This is a genomic window from Pseudomonas sp. HMSC057H01 (assembly GCF_001836405.1).
Lineage (GTDB): Bacteria > Pseudomonadota > Gammaproteobacteria > Pseudomonadales > Pseudomonadaceae > Pseudomonas > Pseudomonas aeruginosa.
In genome coordinates, this window is the sequence record NZ_KV828391.1 from 141,086 (window position 1) to 163,112 (window position 22,027).

Genomic DNA, 22,027 nt, shown 5'->3' on the forward strand with positions numbered 1-22,027 from the left:
TTCCCTCGCGCCACCGCCCTTCGCTTCAGTCCGGCCGCTCTGGCGGCGGACCTACCCGGCCGTTGTCCAGCACCACCACATCGCGCTCGACGACGCGAGTGCGGAACGAGCCGTCGCTCCACATCTCGGTACGCAAGGTCTCGCCGGGAAACACCGGAGCCGAGAAACGCACCTGCAGATGTCCCAGTTGCTCCGCGCGGTAGTCGGCGAGCCCGCGCAACACCGCGTGGAATGCCACGCCGAGGGTGCACAGGCCATGCAGGATCGGCCGCGGGAAGCCGGCCCGCAGCGCTGCCGCGGGCTCCGCGTGGAGCGGGTTGTCGTCGCCGTTGAGGCGGTAGTACAGGGCCTGCTCCGGACGGGTCGGCAGGTCGAGTCGCAGGTCGGGTGACCGTTCAGGCAAGCGATGCGGCGTTTCCGGCACCTGCCGGGAACCACCGAAGCCGCCGTCGCCGCGAAGGAAGGTGGTGCTGCGGGCGACAGCCAGCACCTCGCCGCTGAGCGCATCGCTGAGCACCTTCTCGCTGTAGAGCAGCGCGCCCTTGTCGGCGCCCTTGTCTACCAGACCGGTGACCCGGGTCCGACCGATCACCTCGCCTTCCGCCGGCAACGGCCGCCGCCACTCCAGGCGCTGCTCGCCGTGAACCAGGCGCAGCGCGTCCACGCCAGTCGCCGGATTGCCCAGCCAGAAGCCCGGATGACCGAGCACCAGGGCCATGCACGGCAATGCCTGGAGATCGCGGCACGGATCGACGTAGACCAGTTGGCGCTCGTCCAGCGGGTCGCCGCCCAGACCGAGGGTCAATGCATAGAAGGCGCTGTCGCGCCGGCTGTAGCGCTGGCGTACTTCGGGGATCGGGTAGTTCAGGAGCACCTCAGGATCGAGCGCCATCGGCCACCTCCTCGACTTCCAGCACCGCATCCACCGCCCAGGCGCCCTGGCCCTCCGGCAAGGCGATGACCGGGTTGAGGTCCACCGAGCGCAAGCGCTCTCCCGCCTCCCAGGCGAACCGCGAGAGATTCGACAGCAGCCGTGCCAGCGCCGCGACGTCGGCCCGCGGCCGGCCACGCGCGCCGAGCAGGAGCGGCGCGCCTCTGATGCTACGGATCATCGCCTCGGCTTCGTCGACCTCGAACGGGCAGCGGCGGAACACCACGTCCTGCAGCACCTCGACGAAGATCCCGCCCAGGCCGAACAGCGCCACCGGGCCGAACAGCGGATCGCGCTGGATCCCCATGAAGCACTCCACCCCACCCTGCAGCTGACGCGCCACCAGGACGCCATCGAGACGCGCCTGCGGCGCCTTCTCGGCGGCCCGGCGCAGGAGCAGTTGGAAACCGGCGCGTACCGCGTCCGCATCGCTTACGCCAAGCAGCACGCCGCCGATTTCCGACTTGTGCTGGATGTCCGCCGAGGCGAGCTTCAGCACCACCGGGTATCCGATGCCCTCGGCGAAGGCAACCGCCTCTTCGGCACTGCCCAGCACCGCCTCGGCGGCGGACTCGATACCGGCGCGCGCCAGCAGGCGCTTGGCCTCGGCTTCGCCGGGCGTGGAGGCGGGCAACTGTAGCCCGCCGGCAGGCCGGCGCAGGCGCAACGGCCGGGCGAAGGCTTCGCCGAGCCGCCCCATGGCCTGGATCGCCACTACCGCCCGGGTGGGGTCTTCGAACAGTGCGAAGCCGGCCTCCTCGTAGGGTGCCAGCTCCTCCCCCTCGCCCATCACCGAGACCACGAACAGACGCTCGGGATAAGCCTCCTTGATCCGCCGGAACTGCTCGGCCAGACGCGCGCCGATGGAGGCGGCGGTGCCGGCCTGGGTGAAGAAGGCGAGCAGCGAACGGTAGCCACCGTCGACCACCATCGACTCGGTAAAGTCGCGCACCAGCGTCAGGTCGTTCAGGGCCTGCGCGGTGCAGTCCACCGGGTTGATCGGCGAAGCGAAGGACAGCCGTGCCTTCAGCCGCTCCTGGGCCATGTCCGGCATCGGCGGCATCGGCAGGCCGACTTCCTCGGCGACATCGCTGACGATGATCCCGGCGCCGCCGCTGACGGTGATCATGCCGAGGCTGTTGCCCACCGGATAGATACGCCGGGTGGCGAGGTAGGCGATGTCCATCAGTTCCTCGGTGGTCCTGGCGCGGATCACCGCATAGTCGCCCAGCACGGCGTCCAGCACCTTGTCGTCGCCGGCCAGCGAAGCGGTGTGGGACAGCGCCGCGCGGCTACCCAGGGCGCTGCGCCCGACCTTGTGCAGGATCACCGGCTTGCCGGCGCGATGCGCGGCCTCCAGGGCGGCGAGGAAGCTGTCGACGTTGCGGATGGATTCGGCGTAGGCCATCACCACGTCGATCTCCGGCGACTCCACCAGCCAACCGATGCTGTCGCCCAGGGTGACGTCGGCCTCGTTACCGGTGGCCACGCAGATAGGGGTTCCCAGGCGCCGCTGGCGCGCCATGCCGAGCAGGTGCGCGCCGTAGGCACCGGACTGGGTGGCGATGCCTACCCGGCCGGGCAGCGGTACGCCACGTTCCAGGCTGGTGGAGAAGAACGCGTAATAACCCAGGTTACTGTTGAACGCGCCGAGCGCATTCGGACCGAGCAGGCGCATACCGTGCTCGCGGGCAGCGGCTACCACCGCATCCTGCATCGCCGCGCCGGCCTCGCCGACCTCGCTGAATCCGGAAGAGAACACGATGGCACTGCGCGCCCCCTGGCGGCCCAGCGCCCGGACGGTCTCCAGCACCTGAGGCGCAGGCACCGCGACAATGGCCACGTCCGGTGCCTGCGGCAGCTCCGCAACGCTGGCGAAGGCCGGCAGCCCCTGGATTTCAGCACGATTCGGATTGACCGGGAGGATTTGCCCGGCATAGCCATGGCGCAGCATGTAGGCGATGGGACGGCCACCGATGCGGGTCGGGTCGCTGGAAGCGCCGATCACCGCGACCGAGCGTGGTTCGATCAATGGAGTAAGACTGGCGAAACGGGGAGCGTCGATGAGCTGTTGCGAGTGGTTCGCTGACATGGGTTCACCTGATCCGTTTGTCTGTGGCCGGCACGACAACCTTCTCGCGGGCGAGCGCGCCCGCGGGACGCCGCCACGGCAGCGCCCGGAAGGCCTGTCGGCCAGGGGTCTAGAGCGTGTCGCCGGTGCCGAGCAACGCGGTTACCTGGCTGGACAGCGTGCCGCCGTTGCCGTGCAGCAACGCCACGTCGGCCTTGGCCAACTGCCGCTCGCCGGCCTGGCGGCGGAGCTGGGTCACCGCCTCGATGATCAGGAACATCCCGTACATCCCCGGATGCACGCAGGACAGCCCGCCACCGTTGGTGTTCACCGCCAGCTCGCCGCCGGGCGCGATGCGTCCGCCCTGGACGAATGGGCCGCCCTCGCCCTTGGCGCAGAAACCCAGGTCCTCGAGGAACAGCAGGGTGTTGATGGTAAAGGCGTCGTAGAGCATCACCAGGTCGATGTCGGCGTGCCGCACACCGGCCATCTGCATGGCTCGCGGAGCGCTTTCCGAGGCCGCCGTCACGGTGAGGTCGGGCATCGACACGATCGAGCGATGCCACTGCGCTCCGGCCGCGCCAAGGAAGTACACCGGCGCATTGGGCAAGTCGCGGGCGCGCTCGGCGCGCACCACCACGCAGGCGCCACCGCCGTCGGTGACCAGGCAGCAGTCGGCGGCACTCAGCGGGTCGCTGACCATCCGCGCGGCAAGGACGTCATCGACGCTCAACGGCCCGCGGGCGAACGCCTCGGGATTCAGGTTGGCCCATTGCCGGGCAGAGACCGCCACCTCGGCGAGCTGCTCGCGTGTGGTGCCGTACTGGTGCATGTGCCGGCTGGCCGCCAGGGCATAGGCGGTGATCGGGTGGCGCGGCTTGTAGGGCGTCTCGTGCCATTGTGGCTCGCTCATCGATACCAGGCGGCCGCCGGCGGTTCGCTGGTTGGAGCCGTAGCAGATCAGCGCAGCGTCGCAGAGACCGGCCTCCAGTGCCAAAGTGGCCTGCAGCAGGTGCAGCTCGAAACTGGAGCCGCCGATATTGGTGCCATCCACGAATTTCGGGCGGATGCCGAGGTATTCGGCGACCGACAAGGTGGGAAAGGCATGGGAGCTGGTGGCGGCGAAGATCGCGTCGATGTCGGAAAGCTTCAGGCCGGCATCGGCAATGGCCTTGAGCGACGCCTGGCCGAGCAGTTCGATGGCGCTGTAGCCCGGCGCCTCGCCGACGCCTGCGCTACCGATGCCGACGATGGCGGTCTTGCCACGGATGGCCGCGCTCATGGTCGTCCCTCCTGGTGGGGAACGAACACCACGACATTGGCACCGTCCTGCTCGACGATGCGCGCCTGCACACGGGTGCCGATCGGCAGGCTCTCGTGCCCGTCGATCCGCGACATCATGCGCACGCCCTCGTCCAGGTCGACCAGCGCGACATTGTGATTGCCGCCGCGGGAGCGATTGACAGTGATCGCGTAGAGCGTACCCAGGCCGCTGGCGGGAACCCACTCGAGATCAGTCTCGCCGCTACCCGGCACCAACTGGCGCGGGTAGAACACATGGCGACCGCTGGAACGGCTGCGCTGCAACATGAAACGGCCCTGGGCGAGAAACGCAAGGTACTGCGCCTCAGGTCCCGGAGTACTGCCATCGGGAAGATCTGCCACGAGGTTTCTCCTTTGTTCTTGTCGACCTTTGCTGCAAAGTGCATCGCGCTGGACGCCGAACCGGATACTGCTTCCGTCCCCGGTTGTACGTTCCGGAAGGCCAGAATATATTCACTATCGTGAATGTCAATCACAATACTGAATGAAAAGAGGAAAAATGACCAAGGACGCCACAACCAAAGGCACCAGCAGCAAAGATGTCGGCGCGGTAGTGAACGCCATTCAGATACTTCGCCACCTAGCCCACGCCGACGGACCGCAAGGCGTGGCCGCCATCGCTCGCGCCACCGGCATCAGCCCGAGCAGCGCCTTCAATATCCTGCGCACCCTGAGCAACGAACGGCTGACCTCCTTCGACGATGCGGGCAAGACCTACCAACTGGGCCTTGGCCTGTCGGAACTGGCCGTAGGATTCGTCGGACGCAGCTATGCCGACCTGATCCAGCCAGAGCTGGAGCGACTGAGCCTTGCCCACCACATCCTCATCGCCCTGTGGCAAGTCACCGACGATGCGCACATCCGCGTCATCGCCCTTGCCGCACCGCCCGTCGCCCACGTCAACGTCGCCGTCGGCACGCGCCTGCCGGAACTGGTCGGCGCCGCCGGGCGTTGCATTGCCGGCCTGCGCGAACTGCCGGAGGACGAACTGCGCCGCCGACTGACCCGCGTGCGCTGGGAAAATCCGCCGAGCTTCGAGCGCTACCAGGCCGAAGCGACCGAGGCCGTCGAGCGCGGCTGGGCTATCGACCAGGAACACCTCTACCGCGGCGTGAGCATGGTCGCCAGCGCCATCACCGACCGCGACGGACAACCGCGCTTCGCCATCTCCGCGATCGGCATCAGCGCCCAGCACCAGCCCGACGACCTGGAACGGATCGGCACCAGCCTGCGGGATACCGCGCGCTTCGTGAGCCGCGCGCTATTTCCCCAGGGCGAGGCACTGAAGGAGAAATCCTGAAATGGCATTCAACCCATTGAAAGATTAGCCGGCCAGCCGTCATCGACCCTCGACGCCGGTACCACCTTTCAACCCGAGGACCGGCAGATAACGGAGAAAGCGCCAGAATCGCTTCAGCGTCACCCGGTCCCACGCCCTCAGCGGCACCGAGCGGAACAACTGCCAGGCATATCGCCCATCCTGGACAACAGCCTTCTTCAGCGCCTTGTTCAGGATCAGTTGCCGGGCCCGGCGATAATTCGGGTGAGCCCGATAAGGCTCAATGGCTTGCATATCCGCCTCGTAATTGAGCTTGTACCTGCCGGACAGACCGCTTCCATGCCGGCGATAACGCCCCATGTAGGCCGGCAGTCGATGAATTTCATAGCCCTGCGCCGCGATCCTTAGGGTGATCTGGAAATCCTGCACGCGAATCGACGGGTCGAAGAAATCCGCCCGCTTCATCGCTTCCATGCGGTAGAGCGCCGTCAGCGGCATGACCACCAGGGTCTCGGCCAATGCTGCATCGAACCCCCAACGCTCCACACACCCCTCGCTGAAACCGTCTCGCGCCACTTCGTTACCAGCACTGTCGATACAGATATTGAAACCGCCCACGCACCCGACCTCGGGGTGCGCAAGCAAGTAGTCGACGCGCGTGTCGAGCGCTCCAGGCAGGAGAATGTCGTCCAGGTCGGGAGTCATCACGAACTCGCCCCGCGCATGACGCAAACCGTGATTGAGCGCGTCGCTCACCCCTCGGTTAGCCTGGCGGTAGAGCTGGAAGCCGTGACGCTCGCGGAGCATGGCGAGACGCTCATAGGTGTCGTCCGTGGATCCGTCATCCACCACGATCAACTCGAGATTGGGATAGCCCTGCGCGTAGATGCTGGCGATCGCCTCGTCCAGATACTTCGAGATATTGAAACAGGCGCAAACGACGGAAACGAGCGGACGCATTTCTTCCTCCCCAGCCCCGGATCCGGGACTCGGCACAAACCGATAACCTGGCTGCCCGTCGGAAGGAAACCGTGCCATGCAGCTCGGCCACACATCCGCGGCGCCTTCAAGCGCCGGGATACTATACTAAGAAGAACCGCACCGACCATCGAAACCGGCAGGTCGCCCGACCCGGCGCTCGAAGGACAGAAAATCGGAAGCGGTGGAGAAATGCGCGCTCAGCGCACCCACGAAACCCAGGCAGAGCGGGACGACCACCCAGAGAAGAAGGAAGGGCCCGCAGCATTCCTAGGAAAGCTGCACGACCTGGCCGGCACCCGAAACCATGGCACGGCTTTTTCGCCCGCCCCGCAGAGGGGATGCCCGAACGCTCGCCAGAAAAGACAAAGCCCCCGGAACGCCAGGCATTCCAGGAGCTTTGCTCATATGTAATGGCGGAGAGATAGGGATTTGAACCCTAGGAGCCATTGCTGACTCAACGGATTTCGAATCCGTCCCGTTCGACCACTCCGGCATCTCTCCGTGCGGCGCGCATGATACCAGCTTGTACGAAGAACGCGAAGCTTTCTTGAAGATTTTTTCGCGTTCTTTCAGATGGTTGCGCGCGTTAGGAGGTTAAAGCGGCACGCCCAGGCGCTTGGCTACCTCTTCGTAGGCTTCGATCACATCGCCGAGGCCCTGGCGGAAGCGGTCCTTGTCCATCTTCTTGCGGGTTTCCTTGTCCCACAGACGGCAGCCGTCCGGGCTAAACTCATCGCCGAGGACAATCTGGCCATGGAACAGGCCGAACTCCAGCTTGAAGTCCACCAGCAGCAGACCGGCGTCGTCGAACAGCTTGTTCAGCACTTCATTGACCTTGAAGGAATAGGTCTTCATCTGCGCCAGCTGCTCGGGAGTGGCCCAGCCGAAGGCCTGGACGTGGGATTCGTTGATGAACGGATCGCCCAGGGCGTCGTTCTTCAGGAACAACTCGAAGGTGGGAGGAGTCAGGGCGATGCCCTCTTCCACGCCGAGGCGACGCACCAGGCTGCCGGCGGCAAAATTGCGCACCACGCACTCGACCGGGATCATGTCGAGCTTCTTCACCAGGCACTCGGTATCCGACAGCAGCTTGTCGAACTGGGTCGGAATGCCGGCAGCTTCCAGCTTCTGCATGATGAAGGCGTTGAACTTGTTGTTCACCGCGCCCTTGCGATCGAGCTGTTCGATGCGCTTGCCGTCGAAGGCGGAGGTGTCGTTGCGGAACAGCAGGATGAGACGATCGGCATCGTCGGTCTGGTAAACCGACTTGGCTTTGCCGCGGTAGAGTTCTTCGCGTTTTTCCATGATGGGCTCCGCTTACGGGTAATAGGGCCTAGGCGATCTCGCGCCAATCCAGGCCTGAATGCTGATCGGCCACCTGCAGCCAGCCCGGATCGCACCCGAGGGTGTCGACGAAGGTTTGCCGGGCCAGCTGCGGCGAGTTGTTCTTTTCGCTGAGATGGGCCAGCACCAGGTGCTGCATGCGACCCCAATCCAGCTGCTTCACCAGTTCTGCGGACTGATGGTTGTTCAAGTGCCCTCGCGAACCGCCTACGCGGGCCTTGAGAAAATAGGGATACGGGCCACCGGCAAGCATCGTGCTGTCGTGGTTGGCCTCGACCACCAGAGCATCCACCGCACGATAGCACTCCAGCACCTCGGCCGTGGCCACTCCCAGATCGGTGAGCATGCCGAAGCGCCGCTGTCCGTCGGACAGCACGAACTGGGTAGGCTCGCGGGCGTCGTGCGAGACGCCAACCACCTGCACTTCCAGCCCGCGGATCGCCAGGCGCTGGCCGGCCCTCAACAGCTCGACGGGGTGCACCGGGCGGCGCATGCCGCTCAGGGTACCCGCACTGAGATAGACCGGGATTTGGTAATGCCGCGCCAGCAGTTCGACGCCATGGATGTGATCGGCGTGTTCGTGCGTGACCAGGATCGCGTCCAGCTGCGCGGGACTCAGCCCCAGGCGCGCCAGACGCTTGATGATTTCACGCAGCGGGAAGCCGCAATCGATCAGTATCCGGGTGTCAGAACTGCTCACCAAGGCCGAATTGCCCCGGCTTCCGCTGCCCAGAACCGCGAACCGCATTGCGCATGCTCTCCTGGAGTTTTTCCAGTACGTTTTGCGCGACATCGGCCGGCGCAGAGGTGTTGATGTCCTTGTCGACGGTGACCTGCACGGCGTCGCTGACGGTGGTCAGGCGGACCTGGTAGCGCTGCGCCTTGGCGTCTTCCTCTTCCTTGGTCTTCTCGCCGCCGCCGAACAGGCGACTGAAGAACCCGGGCTTGTCTTCGTCGGGCTTCTTCGCCCCTTCGGCGATGTTCACGTAGTACACGCCAAGGCTGCGGTTGAGGTCGTCGACGCGGATATCGGCGTTATCCAGGGCACGCCCGACACTGACCCAGGAGCGGTCGAAGTCGGATTGCAAGGTCAGCACCGGGTTGCCGCTGCCGTCCTTGCTCAACTCGAAGGTGCCGGGCGTGTCGTAGATCGAGTTGGCTGCCAGCAGGGAGACCGAGCCGCCCTGCTCGGCGCTGCGCGCCATGCTCGCGACCATCTCGTCGAGCAGCGCCGCGTCGAGGCTCGGCGCCACCGACTTGCTCGGCCAGCTCGGGCTGCTGGTGTCACCGGCGGCGCGGGTCTGGCTGAGCACGTAGACCTCGCTGGTATTGCTTTGCACGCCGGGCTCGATACGCACCCGAACCCGTGCCTGGCCGTCCGGCTCGACACCGCTCACGCGGCTGCTAAGGCGGCGTGCCAGCGGCGCGGAAAGCTGCGACAGCGATTGCCAGTCGGAACTGAACTCGCCGGTCTGCGGGCGCTCGTCGGCGATGCGGAAACCGTTCTCCTCGAAGAACTGCCGGGCCACCGGCCAGACTTCCGCCGGCGGACGCTGGGCCACGACCCAGCGGCTATCGCCGCTGCGCTGCAGGCTGTAGTCGCTGATGTCGCCGGCGTTGGCCAGCGGCTGCGGACGCGGAACCTCGTACTCACCCTCTTTTTCGTGGGTGGTGGCGACGTTCAGCGGAATCGGCAGCAGCGGATCGAGCGGCTTGCTGTGCACCCCTTCGGGCAATTGCATGGGAGGCGTCTCGCGGGCGCCGAGGTAGTCGTCGCCGCGGTCGCGGAAATAGCCCTCCGGCCCCCACAGCCAGCCGCAGCCGGAAGTGTTGCCGATAACCAGGGCGAGGGCGGTCAGTCCAGCCAGTCGCTTCATTGCGTGGAGCTCCTTGATCAAGCCAATACGCCGGTCTGGCGCATGGCCTGACGCAGCGGCTCGTGGCAACGCGGGCTGAGCCAGGTCAGGGGCAGGCGGATGCCCTCGGGGATCAGACCCATCTCATGCAGGGCCCACTTCACCGGAATGGGGTTGGATTCGATGAACAACGCCTTGTGCAGCGGCATCAGGCGGTCGTTGATGGCGCGCGCGGCAGCGGCGTCGCCGCGCATGGCGGCGGCGCACAGGTCGCTCATGGCGCGCGGCGCGACGTTGGCGGTCACCGAGATGTTGCCCTTGCCACCCAGCAGCATCAGCTCGACGGCAGTGGCGTCGTCGCCGGAATAGACGAGGAAGTCCTTGCCGACGCGCTCGATGACTTCCTTGGCGCGTTGCAGGTCGCCGGTGGCCTCCTTGATGCCGATGATGTTCGGCACCTTGGACAGGCGCTCGACGGTCTCCGGAAGCATGTCACAGGAGGTACGCCCGGGCACGTTGTAGAGGATCTGCGGGATCGCAACGGCTTCGGCGATATGGCGGAAGTGCTGGTACATGCCTTCCTGGGTCGGCTTGTTGTAGTACGGCGTCACCAGCAGGCAGGCGTCGGCGCCGCCGCTTTTCGCGGCCTCGGTCAGCGCCACCGCCTCGCGGGTGGAGTTGGCGCCGGTGCCGGCGATCACCGGGATGCGGCCCTTGACCTGGTCGACCACGCGACGGATCACCTGGATGTGCTCTTCCACGTCCAGCGTGGCCGATTCACCGGTGGTGCCGACGGCGACGATGGCGTTGGTGCCTTCCTGCAAGTGGAAGTCCACCAGCTTGGCGAGGCTGTCCCAGTCCAGTCGACCCTGAGCATCGAAGGGGGTGACCAGTGCCACCATACTGCCCGCAATCATGCAACCGCTCCTGCCGCGAAATTAAAGCGGTAATGGTACTGTCGGCGGCAGGCCTTGCACAAGACGAGCGCCACCTCGTCGGAAGCCGCTGACAGGCGGCAGACGTTTCCCTCGGCGGCGCTTTTCGCTACCCTTCCCGCTTTAGGTACGGCCCGTGCCGCCAGCGTATTCCAGGAAAGTTGAATGTCCACCAGCCAACCCCGCGAACAATTCCTTCTGATCAGCGCCCTCGGCCCCAATCCGATGGAGCTGACCACCCTGCTCTGCCGCGCCTGCGTCGAGAGCCGCTGCGCCGTGGTCAGCAGCCGCCTGACCCGCCACGGAGAGTTCAGCGCCCTGGTGCTGCAGATCTCCGGAAGCTGGGATGCCCTCGCCCGCCTCGAGGGCAGCCTGCCGGCCCTCACCAAGCGCGGCGACATCACCCTCAGCATGACCCGCAGCAACGCCCACGTGACCCGCGCCCAGGCGTTGCCTTACGTGGCCTATGTCAGCGCGGTGTATCGCCCGGACATCCTCAACGAACTCTGCCAGTTCTTCATCGACCACAACATCGAGCTGGAGAACCTGACCTGCGACACCTACCAGGCGCCGCACACCAACACCACCATGCTCAACGCCACGATTACCGTGACGCTGCCCGCCGGCACCCAGATCAGCTGGCTGCGCGACCAGTTCCTGGACTTCGCCGACGCCCTGAACCTGGATGCCCTGATCGAACCCTGGCGCCCCCAACACCCCTGAGGAGCCGAGCCATGCCGGTCGCAATCGACAAACCCGTACCCGACTTCACCGCCCCCGCAACCAGCGGCAAGGAGGTGACCCTGTCCGCGCTGAAGGGCAAGCAGGTCGTCCTGTATTTCTACCCGAAGGACAGCACCCCCGGTTGCACCACCGAGGGCCAGGGCTTCCGCGACCAGTACGCGGCGTTCCAGAAGGCCAATACCGAGGTCTTCGGCATCTCCCGCGACGGCCTGAAGTCCCACGAGAACTTCAAGTGCAAACAGGAATTCCCCTTCGAGCTGATCAGCGACAAGGATGAAGCGGTCTGCCAGCTGTTCGACGTGATCAAGCTGAAGAAGCTCTACGGCAAGGAATACATGGGCGTCGACCGCAGCACCTTCCTGATCGACAGGGACGGCGTACTGCGCCAGGAGTGGCGCGGCGTGAAGGTGCCCGGGCATGTCGACGCGGTTCTCGCCGCCGCCCAGGCGCTCAACGGCGCCTGAGCCCCGCCCCGAAAAAAAAGGCCGCATCCGCGGCCTTTTGCATTTTTCATGCGGCCGATGCTATCGCGTGGCTGCCGGAGTCTCGGGAAGGTCCTTGGGCCAGGCATCCAGCACCGCTTTCACCAGGGTCGCCAGGGGGATCGCGAAGAACACGCCCCAGAAGCCCCAGAGCCCGCCGAACAGCAACACCGCGCAGATGATCGCCACCGGGTGCAGGTTCACCGCCTCGGAGAACAGCAGCGGCACCAGCACGTTGCCATCCAGCGCCTGGATGATCGCGTGGGCCACCATCAGGTAGATGAACTGGTCGCTCCAGCCCCACTGGAAGAAGGCGATCATCGCCACCGGTACGCTCACCACCACCGCGCCGATGTACGGCACCACCACCGACAGGCCGACCAGCAGGGCCAGCAGCGCTGCGTAGTTGAGCCCCAGGTAGGCGAAGGCGATGTAGGTCACCGCGCCGGTAATGACGATCTCGATGACCTTGCCGCGAATGTAATTGGCGATCTGCTGGTTCATCTCGGCCCAGACCTGTTTCATCAGCCCGCGCTCGCGCGGCAGGTAGCGGTGGAACCAGGTATGGAAGCGCTTCTTGTCCTTGAGGAAGAAGAACACCAGGATCGGCACCAGCACCAGGTAGATCATGACGTTCACCACCACCGGCAGGCTGGCCAGCGACGAGGTCAGCGCCCACTGGCCGATCTGGCCGAATTCGCCGCGCGCGGTCTCGATGGCCTTGAGCACCTGCTCCTCGCTGATCAGGCTGGGATAGCGCTCGGGCAGCATCAGCAGCACGCTCTGCCATTCGCCGAGCATCCGCGGCAGTTCGTTGAACAGGGTGAACAATTGCTGCCAGAGCAGCGGCAGCAGGACCACCAGGAACAGCGCCAGCAAGCCGAGGAACAAGCTGTAGACCAGCCACACGGCGAACAGGTGCGGCACCCGGAAGCGTTCCAGCATGCCGACCACGCCCTGGATCAGGAAGGCGATCACCATCGCCGCCAGTACCGGCGCGAGCATCCCGCCGAAGGCGAGGATGACGCTGAAGCCGAGCACCAGCATGATCGCCAGCACCACGGCCTCCTCGTCGGAGAAGTAGCGCTGCATCCAGTCGCGTAACACCTTGATCATCGGAAATCCTGAATCGGAACGGCGAAAGCTCCGCTAACGCTTGCGCAGCCAGTATCGATAGACGCCTTCGGCGGCCTCTTCGCGCAGCAGTTCATGGCCGGCGAGCTGGGCGAAGGCCCGGAAGTCTCGCTGCGACCCGGCATCGGTGGCGATCACCTTGAGCACCCCGCCGCTGGGCAGGCGGTTCAGCTCCAGCTTGGCCTTTAGCAGGGGCAGCGGACAATTGAGACCACTGGCATCCAGCTCCGCGTCACATACCAGGGGGGATGAATCGTTATCCGTCATGACAGCCTCTCCCGAAGGGCCGACAAGCATACCCAAGCCTATCCGCCGCTGGCCAGTTGAAACGGCGCTCGAAGTCCAACAGCTTCGGGTCTCGGGCAGATACCTAGGCAGTGCCGATAACCAACGGCTAAAGTAAGGCCTTTGCCAACCTGAGCCTCCTGCATGAATGTACTGCGCCCTGCCCTGTTGACGCTCGCCTGCATGCTCGCTTCACCGGTCATGTCGGACGATCTGCCCTCCCTGGGCGACGCATCTTCCTCGATCGTTTCGCCGGAGCAGGAGTTCCAGCTGGGCCGCGCCTGGCTGAGCATGCTGCGCAACCAGGTCGATGCGATCTCCGACCCGCAGCTCAAGGACTTCGTCGAAAGCAGCGTCTACCGGCTGGCCGAAACCAGCGACCTGCAGGACCACCGGCTGGCCTTCATCCTCATCCGCGACGCACAGATCAACGCCTTCGCCGCGCCCGGCGGCGTGATCGGGGTCAACGGCGGGCTACTGCTCAACGCCCAGACCGAAGGCGAGTATGCCGCGGTGCTGGCCCACGAGCTCGGCCACCTGATCCAGCGCCACTTCGCCCGCGGCATCGAGGCACAGCAGCGCATGCAACTGCCGGTGATGGCAGCGATGCTCGCCGGCATCGTCGCCGCGGCCGCCGGCGCAGGGGATGCGGGTATCGCGGCGATCGCCGGGACCCAGGCGGCGGCGATCCAGAACCAGTTGCGCTTTTCCCGGCAGAACGAGCAGGAAGCCGACCGCGTCGGCGTCACCAACATGGTTCGCGCCGGTTACGATCCGCGCTCGATGCCGAACATGTTCGAGCGCCTGGCGCGGCAGTATCGCTACGACGGCAAGCCGCCGGAGTTCCTCCTCACCCACCCGGTCACCGAATCGCGTATCGCCGACACCCGCAACCGCGCCGAACAGTATCCCCAGGGCGGCAAGGAAGACAGCCTGCGCTACCAGCAGATGCGCGCGCGCACTCAGTTGCTCTTCGAGGAAACCCCGGGGATGGCCGGCAAGCGCTTCCGCGCCATGCTCAACGACAATCCCAAGCTGGATGCCGCGCGCTACGGACTGGCCATCTCGCAGACGCGCATCGGCCAGCTCAACGATGCCCGTGACAACCTCAGGCAATTGCTGGCGAAGGCACCCAACGACGTGGCCTACAACCTGGCCCAGGTCGAGTTGGACATCACCGCCAACCGCCTGCCGGATGCCGACCAGCGGTTGAAGAAGATGCTCGCCCAGTTCCCCAGCAGCTACCCGCTGAAACAGGTGCGCGCCGACCTGATGCTGAAGATGAGCAAGCCGCAGGAATCGGAGAAGATCCTCGACGACCTGAGCAAGGCGCGGCCGCTGGACCCGGATGTCTGGAACCGCCTGGCCGAGGTGCGCAGCCTGACCAACAACGCCATCGGCGTGCACCAGGCCCGGGCCGAGTACCTGTCTCTGACCGGCGACTACCAGGCCGCCATCGAGCAGCTCGATTTCGCCAAGCGCCGCGCTGGCGGCAACTTCCAACTGGCTGCGCGACTCGACGCCCGCCAGCAGGAAATTCGCCAGCAGGAAAAGATGGTCAAGGAAATGTTCCGCTGAACGGCGTATCCGAGGAAAAACGCCCGGCGATGCTCGTCGAAACAGGGGGTTGGGCGAACAACCGCACCGCGCTTACTCGCCCTACGCAGCGGGACGCCCTCGCCAGGTTCAGGCGTTCCCGGCCTGGCGCAGGCGCGCGGCCTGGGTGAAGTCGAGCATGCGCTTGAGCGGACGGACCGCCCGCGGGATCAACGCCGGGTCGACGAAGATTTCCCCGCTGCCCTCGCGCAGGCAGGCCAGGGTCCGCTCGAGCGTGTTCATCGCCATCCACGGGCAGTGCGCGCAACTGCGGCAGGCGGCGCCGTTGCCGGCGGTGGGGGCCTCGATGAAATCCTTGTCCGGGCACAGCTGCTGCATCTTGTAGAAGATGCCGCGATCGGTGGCGACGATGAAGGTCTTGTTCGGCAGGGTCTGCGCGGCCTTGATCAACTGGCTGGTCGAGCCCACGGCATCGGCCAGCGCGACCACGCTTTCCGGCGATTCGGGGTGGACCAGGATGGCGGCGTCAGGGTAGAGCGCCTTCATGTCTTCCAACTGCTTGGCCTTGAACTCCTCGTGGACGATGCAGGCGCCGTCCCAGAGCAGCATGTCGGCCCCCGTCTCGCGCTGGATGTAGCGTCCCAGGTGCTGGTCCGGTGCCCAGAGGATAGGCTCGCCGTTGTCCATCAGGTGTTCGACGATCTCCACCGCGCAACTGGAGGTCACGACCCAGTCGGCGCGTGCCTTCACCGCCGCGGAGGTGTTCGCATAGACCACCACGGTCCGTTCCGGATGCTGGTCGCAGAATGCCGAGAATTCATCCACCGGGCAGCCCAGGTCGAGCGAGCAGGTCGCTTCGAGGGTCGGCATCAGCACGCGCTTCTCAGGGTTGAGGATCTTCGCCGTCTCGCCCATGAAGCGCACCCCAGCCACGACCACCGTCTGCGCCGGATGCTGGTTGCCGAAACGGGCCATCTCCAGCGAATCGGATACGCAACCGCCGGTCTCCTCGGCCAACGCCTGGATCACCGGATCGCAGTAGTAATGCGCCACCAGTACCGCGTTCTGCGCCTTCAGTTCGGCCGCGATCGCCGCGCGATGCTCGGCGCTCTCCTGCTCGCTCAACACGCGGGGTTGCTTGGCGGCCAGGTGGGCCTGGACCAGGAGTCGTTCGGAAATGTGCGTCATAGTCGCTACACCTGAAGGCGCAACAGCGCGTCTCTCGATTTTATACCCGGCGGCAGGCTGGACCGCCGGGAGCTGACGATTGCAGGTTTCGGGCACGGCACCGCGACACCCTCGAGCGAAGCTCGGGGTATCCGCCTGCAAGGCCGCGGATTCTAACCGCATAGGTCGCGCCAGGGCCATCCCGGCGTCCGTACCGGCCTGGCCGGTGGCTACGCTAACAAAAGACATAGGTTTCGGTCGTTAGACCTACGCGACATAATTTTTTCGTTTCTTAGAACCGTCCCTAGCTCGGCTCGCTCCACGACCGAACACGACATGCCGGCATACCAGCGTTAATACTTTGGTATTAGGCACTTGGTATTAGCGTTAAATAACCGGTAAATATCCGGATTTTCTTTTCGTCGAATTTACGAGCAATATGAAACATATTTCGTTGAAATAAGCTCTTCTTTCACATAATTATAAAAATATCCTGAAACAGAGCCGTCATCCCTCACCTCCAAAACGACGACTCCCCGTGCCGTGCGCCCGCCGCGCAGAAAGCGAGCCGGCGGCCGATTCCACCCTCGCACGCCAGCCCTTGCGCTTCACTGACCGACGGGAGGTTTCCCCGATGAAAACGTCATCCAGAAGACAAGTTGAAACACTCGGGCGCTATCTATCGAGTCCTCGACGCTTCTTCCACAGTAGCGGCAACCTGACCCGATCAAGGGAAGCGGCACGCGCCACCCAATAAAAGGAATAAGGGATGCCTATTCATAACCTGAATCACGTGAACATGTTCCTCCAGGTCATCGCCTCCGGTTCGATTTCCTCCGCTGCGCGGATCCTGCGCAAGTCGCACACCGCGGTCAGCTCGGCGGTCAGCAACCTGGAAATCGACCTGTGCGTGGAGCTGGTCCGTCGGGACGGCTACAAGGTCGAACCCACCGAGCAGGCGCTTCGCCTGATCCCTTACATGCGCAGCCTGCTGAACTACCAGCAGCTGATCGGCGACATCGCCTTCAATCTCAACAAGGGTCCGCGCAATCTCCGGGTGCTGCTGGACACCGCCATCCCGCCGTCGTTCTGCGATACGGTGAGCAGCGTACTGCTCGACGATTTCAACATGGTCAGCCTGATACGCACCTCGCCCGCCGATAGCCTGGCGACGATCAAGCAGGACAACGCGGAAATCGATATCGCCATCACCATCGACGAGGAACTGAAGATCTCCCGCTTCAACCAGTGCGTGCTCGGCTACACCAAGGCGTTCGTCGTCGCCCATCCGCAGCACCCGTTGTGCAATGCCTCCCTGCACAGCATCGCGAGCCTGGCCAATTACCGGCAGATCAGCCTCGGCAGCCGCTCCGGGCAGCATTCGAACCTGCTGCGGCCGGTCAGCGACAAGGTGCTCTTCGTGGAAAACTTCGACGACATGCTGCGTCTGGTGGAAGCCGGCGTCGGATGGGGCATCGCGCCGCATTATTTCGTCGAGGAACGCCTGCGCAACGGTACCCTGGCAGTCCTCAGCGAACTCTACGAACCGGGCGGCATCGACACCAAGGTGTATTGCTACTACAACACCGCGCTGGAATCCGAGCGCAGCTTCCTGCGCTTTCTCGAAAGCGCCCGCCAGCGCCTGCGCGAACTGGGCCGCCAGCGTTTCGACGATGCGCCGGCCTGGCAACCGAGCATCGTCGAAACGGTGCAGCGCCGCTCAGGCCCGAAGGCGCTCGCGTACCGCCAGCGCGCCGCACCAGAGTAGAGCGTTCTCCAGCAGACGCTGGCCGTGGGTGGTGAGAATCGACTCGGGATGGAACTGCAAGCCCAGCTGTCGATTGCGCGGATCGGCCATCGCCATGATCTCACCATCGGCATCGGCCAGGCAGTCGAAACCTTCCGGCAGGCGACTGACCACCAGCGAGTGGTAGCGCGCGACGCGCAGGTCAGCGATGCCGTCGAACAGCGGGTGATGCTGATCGAAACGCAGGGACGTGCTCTTGCCATGCAGCGGTTTCCTCGCCTCGCCCACCGCGCCACCGGCGGCCAGCGCCAGCGCCTGGTGGCCGAGGCAGACGCCGAGCACCGGCAAGCGCCCGCGGGCCCAGGCGAGCAATTCCAGCATGCAGCCGGCGTCTTCCGGCCGACCGGGCCCCGGCGACAGCACCAGCAGTTCGCAACCGTCGGCCAGCAATGCCGCCTGGATCGTCGGCAACGGCGTATCGTTGCGCATCACCCGGACCTCCGCGCCGAGCAGGCAGAACTGCTCAACCAGGTTGTAGGTGAAGGAATCGAAGTTATCCAACAGCGTGATGCGCATCGCGCTCTCCCCTTTCGCGTTCGGCAGCGGCCACGGCGGTCAGCACCGCCAGCGCCTTGTTGCGGGTTTCCTCGGCCTCCAGCCGTGGATCCGAATCCAGCACCACGCCGGCGCCTGCCCGGACCCGCGCGATACCTTCGCGGACCTCGGCGGAGCGGATGACGATGCTGGTATCGAGGTTGCCGGCGCTGTCGAGAATGCCGATCGCGCCACCGTAGCTGCCGCGATAGCCATCCTCGTACTGCCGCAGCAACTGCATGGCACGGACCTTCGGCGCACCGACCAGGGTGCCCATGTTCAGGCAGGCACGGTAGGCATGCAGCGCATCCAGTTCGCCATGCAGTTCGCCAGCCACGCGCGAGACCAGGTGCATCACGTGGCTGTAGCGATCCACCTTGAGCATGTCGCGCACCTGCCGCGTACCGCTGCGGCAGACCCGCGCCAGATCGTTGCGCGCCAGGTCGACCAGCATCATGTGCTCGGCGATCTCCTTGGCGTCCAGGCGCAACTCCGCTTCCAGGCGATTGTCCAGTTCCGCATCGATGGCGCCCCGGGCATCGCGTCCGCGCGGGCGAGTGCCGGCAATGGGGTAGAGTTCCACCTCGCGACTCTCCGCGTCGTACTTCAATGCCGACTCCGGCGAAGCGCCGAACAGGCAGAAGTCCCCCGCATCGAGGAAGAAGCGGTACGGGCTGGGGTTGCGCAGGCACAACTGGCGATAGGCCCGCCAGGGGTCCGCGCACGGCATGCTGAAGCTGCGCGACGGTACGATCTGGAACACGTCGCCGGCCCTCACGTGGGCCTGCAGGCGCTCCACCTGGCGAGCAAAGCTCGCATCGTCCAGGTCGACCTGGTAGTTGCCGGCCCGTACGCCTGCCACCGGCGACTCGGAAGCCTCCTCCACGGCGCCATGGAATTCGTCGGCACACTGGCGCAGGCTGGCGGCCAACCTGTCGTGCCCGGCCGGATCGTGGACGAACGCCTGCAGCGAAGTCCGGCGCGCCAGGTGATCGATATCCAGCAGCAACTCCGGCACCAGGAACAGGTAGTCCGGGCAATGCCGCGCAGGTTCGGCCGGCGCCGGCAAGGGTTCGAACTGCTCGGCCAGGTCGAAACTGAACAGGCCGCCCAGCAGCGCAGGCTCCTCCGCGTCGCCCAGCGTTCCGAGCACGCGGCGCAGCGCCTCCAGGCTGGACAGGCCATGCAGGCGTCGCCACTCGTCCGCCTGCGACTCTTCCTGGGGGAAGCGCCAGTGCAGGGTGTCGCCGTCACGCAAGCAGGTGACCTGGGCCGGACAGGCCTCGCTCAACGGTGCCAGCAAGGCGCGTCCATTGGCGTTCAACGCCCGCAGCACTACATCGCGCCCCCAGCACTCGATGCGCAGGCAGCTGGAAAGGATCGCCACGCTACGCCGCGCAGCCTTGCTGTCCACGTCGAAGCAGTCGAACAGCATCCGGTTGGCGCCGGCCATGCGCCAGATCGACAGCGCCTCCGGCACCAGCGTGCGGTACTCCAGACTTTCTTCCAGTCGATAGCCAACCCCGCTCACGAGCCATCTCCCCGCGCCCATGGGCGACTGGCCTGCGCGACGCTAGCGCGCAACGGCATGTTCATCATCGATAACCCCCTTTTCCCCCAATTGCGACCGCTGCCGTCGGCGGCGATCGCCGCAATGGATGTCCCGCCTCAGTCCAGAGGCAGCGCCTGGCGGGAGAGAATCTCCAGCATCCGGCGCATGCTCCCCAGGTGCAGTTCGCCGGGCAGGAAGTCGACGCTCTGCCCACCCCAGGCGCGGTGCAGCTCCTCGCTCAGTTCGTCGAGGGACTCGCCCATGGACTGGCGCCAGAGCAACCGCCGGCACAGGCGCAGACACTCGGTATAGGCCGACTCGGCCCCATCCGCGGCCAGCCGCCCCCGCAGCAGGCCGCCGTGTCCCGGGATCAGTTGCAGCAGGGTCGGCAGACGCTGCAGACGTTCCAGGGACTCCAGGTAAGCCTCCATGTCGTCGAACACCAGCGGCCGCCACACCCCCTCTGCCTCGTCGAACTCGCCCAGGGCATCGCCGCAGAACAGGCGTCGGCGTCGCACGTCGTAGAAAACCACGTGATCGTCGCTGTGGCCGTGGGCCTCTATGACCTGCAGGCGATGCCGCGGTCCCAGCTCCAGCCACTCGCCGTCGGCCACCGCGCGAACCGGCAGAGCGTCCCAGGCACAGGCCTCGGGCAACCGCTGCTCCGCACGCAACAGTTGCCGGTTCAAGCGCTCGACCACCCGCACCGCGCTTTCCGACTTCCAGGCCTGGCAGGTCCGCTCGGACGCCAGGACCTGTACGTTCGGCAGCCGCGGACACAGGTAGGGCAGCAGGCCGCAGTGGTCGTAGTGCTTGTGGGTGATCAGCCAGTAGTGCACCTGGGACGGATCGGCGACCCAGCGGCACAGGTCCGCCCAAACCAATTCGGCATCCCGGCTGATCCCTCCTTCAACCAGCGCCCAGCTCGCCTCACCGAGACGCAGCAGAAACACCGGCACCTGGACGTCCCCCAACAGGCACAGGTCATCATCCAGTTGACCGGGAGCCGAAAGCCTCAACATGGCCGGTTCACCTCCTCAGGTTTACGGTACAGCGCCGCGCCCCAGGTCGCGCCGGAACCGTAGGTCAGGACCAGCACCCGCTGTCCGGGCTGGATGTCCGGCCAGAACATCGCCAGCGTGACCGGGGTCGAGGCCGAAGCCATGTTGCCCAGACGATCCACGGTCACCGCGAACTTGTGCTGGGGAATGCCCAGTTGCTCCTGCACCGCATCGAGGATGCGCAGGTTCGGTTGATGGCAGATCACATGGTCGATGTCGTCCAAGGTCAGCTCATGGGCCACGAGCATTTCGCCGGCGATCCGTACCAGGGTCTGGCTGGCATGCTCGAACATCGGCCGGCCGCGCATGAGGAACTCGCCCCCGCCCTCGCGCAGGACGTTCTCATCGAGGAAGGTCGGCGAGGCACTACCCGGCGCCGCGGTCATCAGCAGGTCGAAGTAGTTGCCGTCGGCGCCCAGGCGCAGGTCCAGCAGTCCGTCTTCGAGACTCTCGCCGGCGCTGACCACCACCGCGCCGGCACCGTCGCCGAGCAGGATCGACAGGTTGCGGCCGCGGTCCGAACAGTCCATGCGCTTGGACAGCACCTCGCCGCAGACCACCAGGACATGCCGTGCCAGCCCGGCGAGGATCTGCCCGCGAGCCATCTGCAAGCCGTACAGCAACCCGCTGCACTGTGCCCGGATATCCAGCACCGGGATGTGCCGCAGGCCCAGCAGCGGCTGGATCAGGCAGGCCTGGGACGGGTCGTGGTGGTCCGGCGACAGGGTGTTCACCAGCAACAGGTCGATGTCCTCCGGCAGCAGCCCGGCAGCCTCGATGGCCTGGCGCGCCGCCGGTACCATCAGCGCGCTGACCGCCTGTTCCGGCTCGACGTGATAGCGGGTGCGTACGCCGGTGCGTTCAACGATGAACTCATCCGACGTGTTGATGCGCCCTACCAGGTCATGATTGCTGACCTGGCGTTTCGGCAGGCTGAAACCCAGCCCGGCCAGGATCGGATTACCCATGTACAGCCCTCCTCGG

General features: G+C 65.5%; 21 protein-coding genes and 1 tRNA gene. 5 read left to right on the plus strand and 17 right to left on the minus strand.

All coding sequences use genetic code 11. The features are described from left to right. Positions 1-25: 25 nt before the first annotated feature. From HMPREF2581_RS04530 to HMPREF2581_RS04545, 4 genes are all read right to left on the minus strand, one after another. Positions 26-892, minus strand: a complete 867-nt coding sequence (locus HMPREF2581_RS04530) for a MaoC/PaaZ C-terminal domain-containing protein (RefSeq protein ID WP_003140643.1) — start codon at positions 890-892, stop codon at positions 26-28. After that, entirely contained in the window at positions 876-3,023 is a 2,148-nt protein-coding gene (locus tag HMPREF2581_RS04535; RefSeq protein ID WP_003140644.1) for an acetate--CoA ligase family protein, read from the minus strand. The genes HMPREF2581_RS04530 and HMPREF2581_RS04535 overlap by 17 nt, the downstream gene beginning before the upstream one ends. A gap of 109 nt (positions 3,024-3,132) precedes the next feature. Beyond that, a complete protein-coding gene (locus HMPREF2581_RS04540; protein WP_003112542.1) occupies positions 3,133-4,284 on the minus strand; it encodes a thiolase in 1,152 nt (383 codons plus the stop codon). Beyond that, positions 4,281-4,667, minus strand: coding sequence for a Zn-ribbon domain-containing OB-fold protein (locus HMPREF2581_RS04545; RefSeq protein ID WP_011666727.1), 387 nt, complete (start codon positions 4,665-4,667; stop codon positions 4,281-4,283). Before HMPREF2581_RS04545 ends, HMPREF2581_RS04540 begins: the two co-directional genes overlap by 4 nt. A gap of 157 nt (positions 4,668-4,824) precedes the next feature. On the opposite strand from HMPREF2581_RS04545, the gene HMPREF2581_RS04550 reads away from it, so the two are divergent. Continuing rightward, on the plus strand, positions 4,825-5,625 hold the full coding sequence (locus HMPREF2581_RS04550) for an IclR family transcriptional regulator (protein ID WP_003112543.1): 801 nt from the start codon (positions 4,825-4,827) through the stop codon (positions 5,623-5,625). 39 nt (positions 5,626-5,664) lie between these two features. On the opposite strand, the gene wapB is transcribed toward HMPREF2581_RS04550, so the two are convergent. The 6 genes from wapB to dapA form a co-directional block, all read right to left on the minus strand. Continuing rightward, a complete protein-coding gene (wapB, locus tag HMPREF2581_RS04555; protein WP_003140646.1) occupies positions 5,665-6,657 on the minus strand; it encodes a 1,2-glucosyltransferase WapB in 993 nt (330 codons plus the stop codon). A 339-nt stretch (positions 6,658-6,996) separates the two neighbouring features. Next, a tRNA-Ser gene (locus HMPREF2581_RS04560) sits at positions 6,997-7,086 on the minus strand. A gap of 93 nt (positions 7,087-7,179) precedes the next feature. After that, a complete protein-coding gene (gene purC / locus HMPREF2581_RS04565) occupies positions 7,180-7,890 on the minus strand; it encodes a phosphoribosylaminoimidazolesuccinocarboxamide synthase (RefSeq protein WP_003108622.1) in 711 nt (236 codons plus the stop codon). Between the two features lie 28 nt (positions 7,891-7,918). Then, the gene (locus tag HMPREF2581_RS04570; protein WP_003112544.1) at positions 7,919-8,677 is read right to left on the minus strand and encodes an MBL fold metallo-hydrolase; all 759 of its coding nucleotides are present in this window, start codon (positions 8,675-8,677) and stop codon (positions 7,919-7,921) included. Continuing rightward, complete coding sequence (gene bamC, locus HMPREF2581_RS04575; RefSeq protein WP_003086271.1) at positions 8,616-9,806, minus strand: outer membrane protein assembly factor BamC; 1,191 nt, start codon at positions 9,804-9,806, stop codon at positions 8,616-8,618. The genes HMPREF2581_RS04570 and bamC overlap by 62 nt, the downstream gene beginning before the upstream one ends. Positions 9,807-9,823: 17 nt before the next feature. Next, positions 9,824-10,702 (minus strand): 4-hydroxy-tetrahydrodipicolinate synthase, encoded by an 879-nt coding sequence (dapA, locus tag HMPREF2581_RS04580; RefSeq protein ID WP_003086270.1) that lies wholly within the window; start codon positions 10,700-10,702, stop codon positions 9,824-9,826. Positions 10,703-10,885: 183 nt separating this feature from the next. Between dapA and HMPREF2581_RS04585 the strand changes: the two genes are divergently transcribed. Then, positions 10,886-11,443, plus strand: a complete 558-nt coding sequence (locus tag HMPREF2581_RS04585; RefSeq protein ID WP_003086267.1) for a glycine cleavage system transcriptional repressor — start codon at positions 10,886-10,888, stop codon at positions 11,441-11,443. Between the two features lie 11 nt (positions 11,444-11,454). Further along, positions 11,455-11,928: a peroxiredoxin gene (locus tag HMPREF2581_RS04590; protein ID WP_003086262.1), complete on the plus strand. Its 474-nt coding sequence runs from the start codon at positions 11,455-11,457 to the stop codon at positions 11,926-11,928. A gap of 60 nt (positions 11,929-11,988) precedes the next feature. Here HMPREF2581_RS04590 and HMPREF2581_RS04595 read toward each other — a convergent pair whose 3' ends face one another. Both HMPREF2581_RS04595 and HMPREF2581_RS04600 read right to left on the minus strand, forming a co-directional pair. Next, the gene (locus HMPREF2581_RS04595; protein WP_003108615.1) at positions 11,989-13,062 is read right to left on the minus strand and encodes an AI-2E family transporter; all 1,074 of its coding nucleotides are present in this window, start codon (positions 13,060-13,062) and stop codon (positions 11,989-11,991) included. 33 nt (positions 13,063-13,095) lie between these two features. Next, positions 13,096-13,347 carry a sulfurtransferase TusA family protein gene (locus HMPREF2581_RS04600; RefSeq protein ID WP_003086258.1) on the minus strand — a complete coding sequence of 84 codons (252 nt, stop codon included), beginning with the start codon at positions 13,345-13,347 and terminating at the stop codon, positions 13,096-13,098. A 162-nt stretch (positions 13,348-13,509) separates the two neighbouring features. Here HMPREF2581_RS04600 and HMPREF2581_RS04605 point away from each other — a divergent pair, with 162 nt between their 5' ends. After that, positions 13,510-14,943 carry a tetratricopeptide repeat protein gene (locus HMPREF2581_RS04605; RefSeq protein WP_003086256.1) on the plus strand — a complete coding sequence of 478 codons (1,434 nt, stop codon included), beginning with the start codon at positions 13,510-13,512 and terminating at the stop codon, positions 14,941-14,943. A 108-nt stretch (positions 14,944-15,051) separates the two neighbouring features. On the opposite strand, the gene nadA is transcribed toward HMPREF2581_RS04605, so the two are convergent. Then, on the minus strand, positions 15,052-16,110 hold the full coding sequence (gene nadA / locus HMPREF2581_RS04610) for a quinolinate synthase NadA (RefSeq protein WP_003112547.1): 1,059 nt from the start codon (positions 16,108-16,110) through the stop codon (positions 15,052-15,054). Positions 16,111-16,858: 748 nt separating this feature from the next. Here nadA and mvfR point away from each other — a divergent pair. After that, complete coding sequence (gene mvfR / locus HMPREF2581_RS04615) at positions 16,859-17,857, plus strand: multiple virulence factor transcriptional regulator MvfR (protein ID WP_003086252.1); 999 nt, start codon at positions 16,859-16,861, stop codon at positions 17,855-17,857. Here mvfR and phnB read toward each other — a convergent pair. From phnB to pqsD, 4 genes are all read right to left on the minus strand, one after another. Beyond that, positions 17,810-18,412: an anthranilate synthase component II gene (gene phnB / locus HMPREF2581_RS04620; protein WP_003086250.1), complete on the minus strand. Its 603-nt coding sequence runs from the start codon at positions 18,410-18,412 to the stop codon at positions 17,810-17,812. The two genes, mvfR and phnB, sit on opposite strands and share 48 nt — an antisense overlap. Continuing rightward, positions 18,390-19,982 (minus strand): anthranilate synthase component 1, encoded by a 1,593-nt coding sequence (locus HMPREF2581_RS04625; protein WP_003140752.1) that lies wholly within the window; start codon positions 19,980-19,982, stop codon positions 18,390-18,392. Before HMPREF2581_RS04625 ends, phnB begins: the two co-directional genes overlap by 23 nt. Before the next feature lie 116 nt (positions 19,983-20,098). Continuing rightward, complete coding sequence (gene pqsE, locus HMPREF2581_RS04630) at positions 20,099-21,004, minus strand: 2-aminobenzoylacetyl-CoA thioesterase PqsE (protein WP_003086247.1); 906 nt, start codon at positions 21,002-21,004, stop codon at positions 20,099-20,101. Then, positions 20,998-22,011, minus strand: coding sequence for an anthraniloyl-CoA anthraniloyltransferase (gene pqsD, locus HMPREF2581_RS04635; RefSeq protein WP_003086245.1), 1,014 nt, complete (start codon positions 22,009-22,011; stop codon positions 20,998-21,000). The genes pqsE and pqsD overlap by 7 nt, the downstream gene beginning before the upstream one ends. Between the last annotated feature and the right edge of the window lie 16 nt (positions 22,012-22,027).

What these genes read in the sequence shown, in the direction of transcription:
- HMPREF2581_RS04535 (WP_003140644.1), bottom strand. Translation starts at nt 3,023, where the DNA reads ATGTCAGCGAACCACTCGCAACAGCTCATCGACGCTCCCCGTTTCGCC.
- dapA (WP_003086270.1), bottom strand. Translation starts at nt 10,702, where the DNA reads ATGATTGCGGGCAGTATGGTGGCACTGGTCACCCCCTTCGATGCTCAG.
- HMPREF2581_RS04590 (WP_003086262.1), top strand. Translation starts at nt 11,455, where the DNA reads ATGCCGGTCGCAATCGACAAACCCGTACCCGACTTCACCGCCCCCGCA.
- HMPREF2581_RS04570 (WP_003112544.1), bottom strand. Translation starts at nt 8,677, where the DNA reads ATGCGGTTCGCGGTTCTGGGCAGCGGAAGCCGGGGCAATTCGGCCTTG.
- bamC (WP_003086271.1), bottom strand. Translation starts at nt 9,806, where the DNA reads ATGAAGCGACTGGCTGGACTGACCGCCCTCGCCCTGGTTATCGGCAAC.
- phnB (WP_003086250.1), bottom strand. Translation starts at nt 18,412, where the DNA reads ATGCGCATCACGCTGTTGGATAACTTCGATTCCTTCACCTACAACCTG.
- HMPREF2581_RS04550 (WP_003112543.1), top strand. Translation starts at nt 4,825, where the DNA reads ATGACCAAGGACGCCACAACCAAAGGCACCAGCAGCAAAGATGTCGGC.
- HMPREF2581_RS04595 (WP_003108615.1), bottom strand. Translation starts at nt 13,062, where the DNA reads ATGATCAAGGTGTTACGCGACTGGATGCAGCGCTACTTCTCCGACGAG.
- nadA (WP_003112547.1), bottom strand. Translation starts at nt 16,110, where the DNA reads ATGACGCACATTTCCGAACGACTCCTGGTCCAGGCCCACCTGGCCGCC.
- pqsE (WP_003086247.1), bottom strand. Translation starts at nt 21,004, where the DNA reads ATGTTGAGGCTTTCGGCTCCCGGTCAACTGGATGATGACCTGTGCCTG.
- mvfR (WP_003086252.1), top strand. Translation starts at nt 16,859, where the DNA reads ATGCCTATTCATAACCTGAATCACGTGAACATGTTCCTCCAGGTCATC.
- purC (WP_003108622.1), bottom strand. Translation starts at nt 7,890, where the DNA reads ATGGAAAAACGCGAAGAACTCTACCGCGGCAAAGCCAAGTCGGTTTAC.
- HMPREF2581_RS04605 (WP_003086256.1), top strand. Translation starts at nt 13,510, where the DNA reads ATGAATGTACTGCGCCCTGCCCTGTTGACGCTCGCCTGCATGCTCGCT.
- HMPREF2581_RS04625 (WP_003140752.1), bottom strand. Translation starts at nt 19,982, where the DNA reads ATGGGCGCGGGGAGATGGCTCGTGAGCGGGGTTGGCTATCGACTGGAA.
- HMPREF2581_RS04600 (WP_003086258.1), bottom strand. Translation starts at nt 13,347, where the DNA reads ATGACGGATAACGATTCATCCCCCCTGGTATGTGACGCGGAGCTGGAT.
- HMPREF2581_RS04585 (WP_003086267.1), top strand. Translation starts at nt 10,886, where the DNA reads ATGTCCACCAGCCAACCCCGCGAACAATTCCTTCTGATCAGCGCCCTC.
- pqsD (WP_003086245.1), bottom strand. Translation starts at nt 22,011, where the DNA reads ATGGGTAATCCGATCCTGGCCGGGCTGGGTTTCAGCCTGCCGAAACGC.
- HMPREF2581_RS04540 (WP_003112542.1), bottom strand. Translation starts at nt 4,284, where the DNA reads ATGAGCGCGGCCATCCGTGGCAAGACCGCCATCGTCGGCATCGGTAGC.
- HMPREF2581_RS04530 (WP_003140643.1), bottom strand. Translation starts at nt 892, where the DNA reads ATGGCGCTCGATCCTGAGGTGCTCCTGAACTACCCGATCCCCGAAGTA.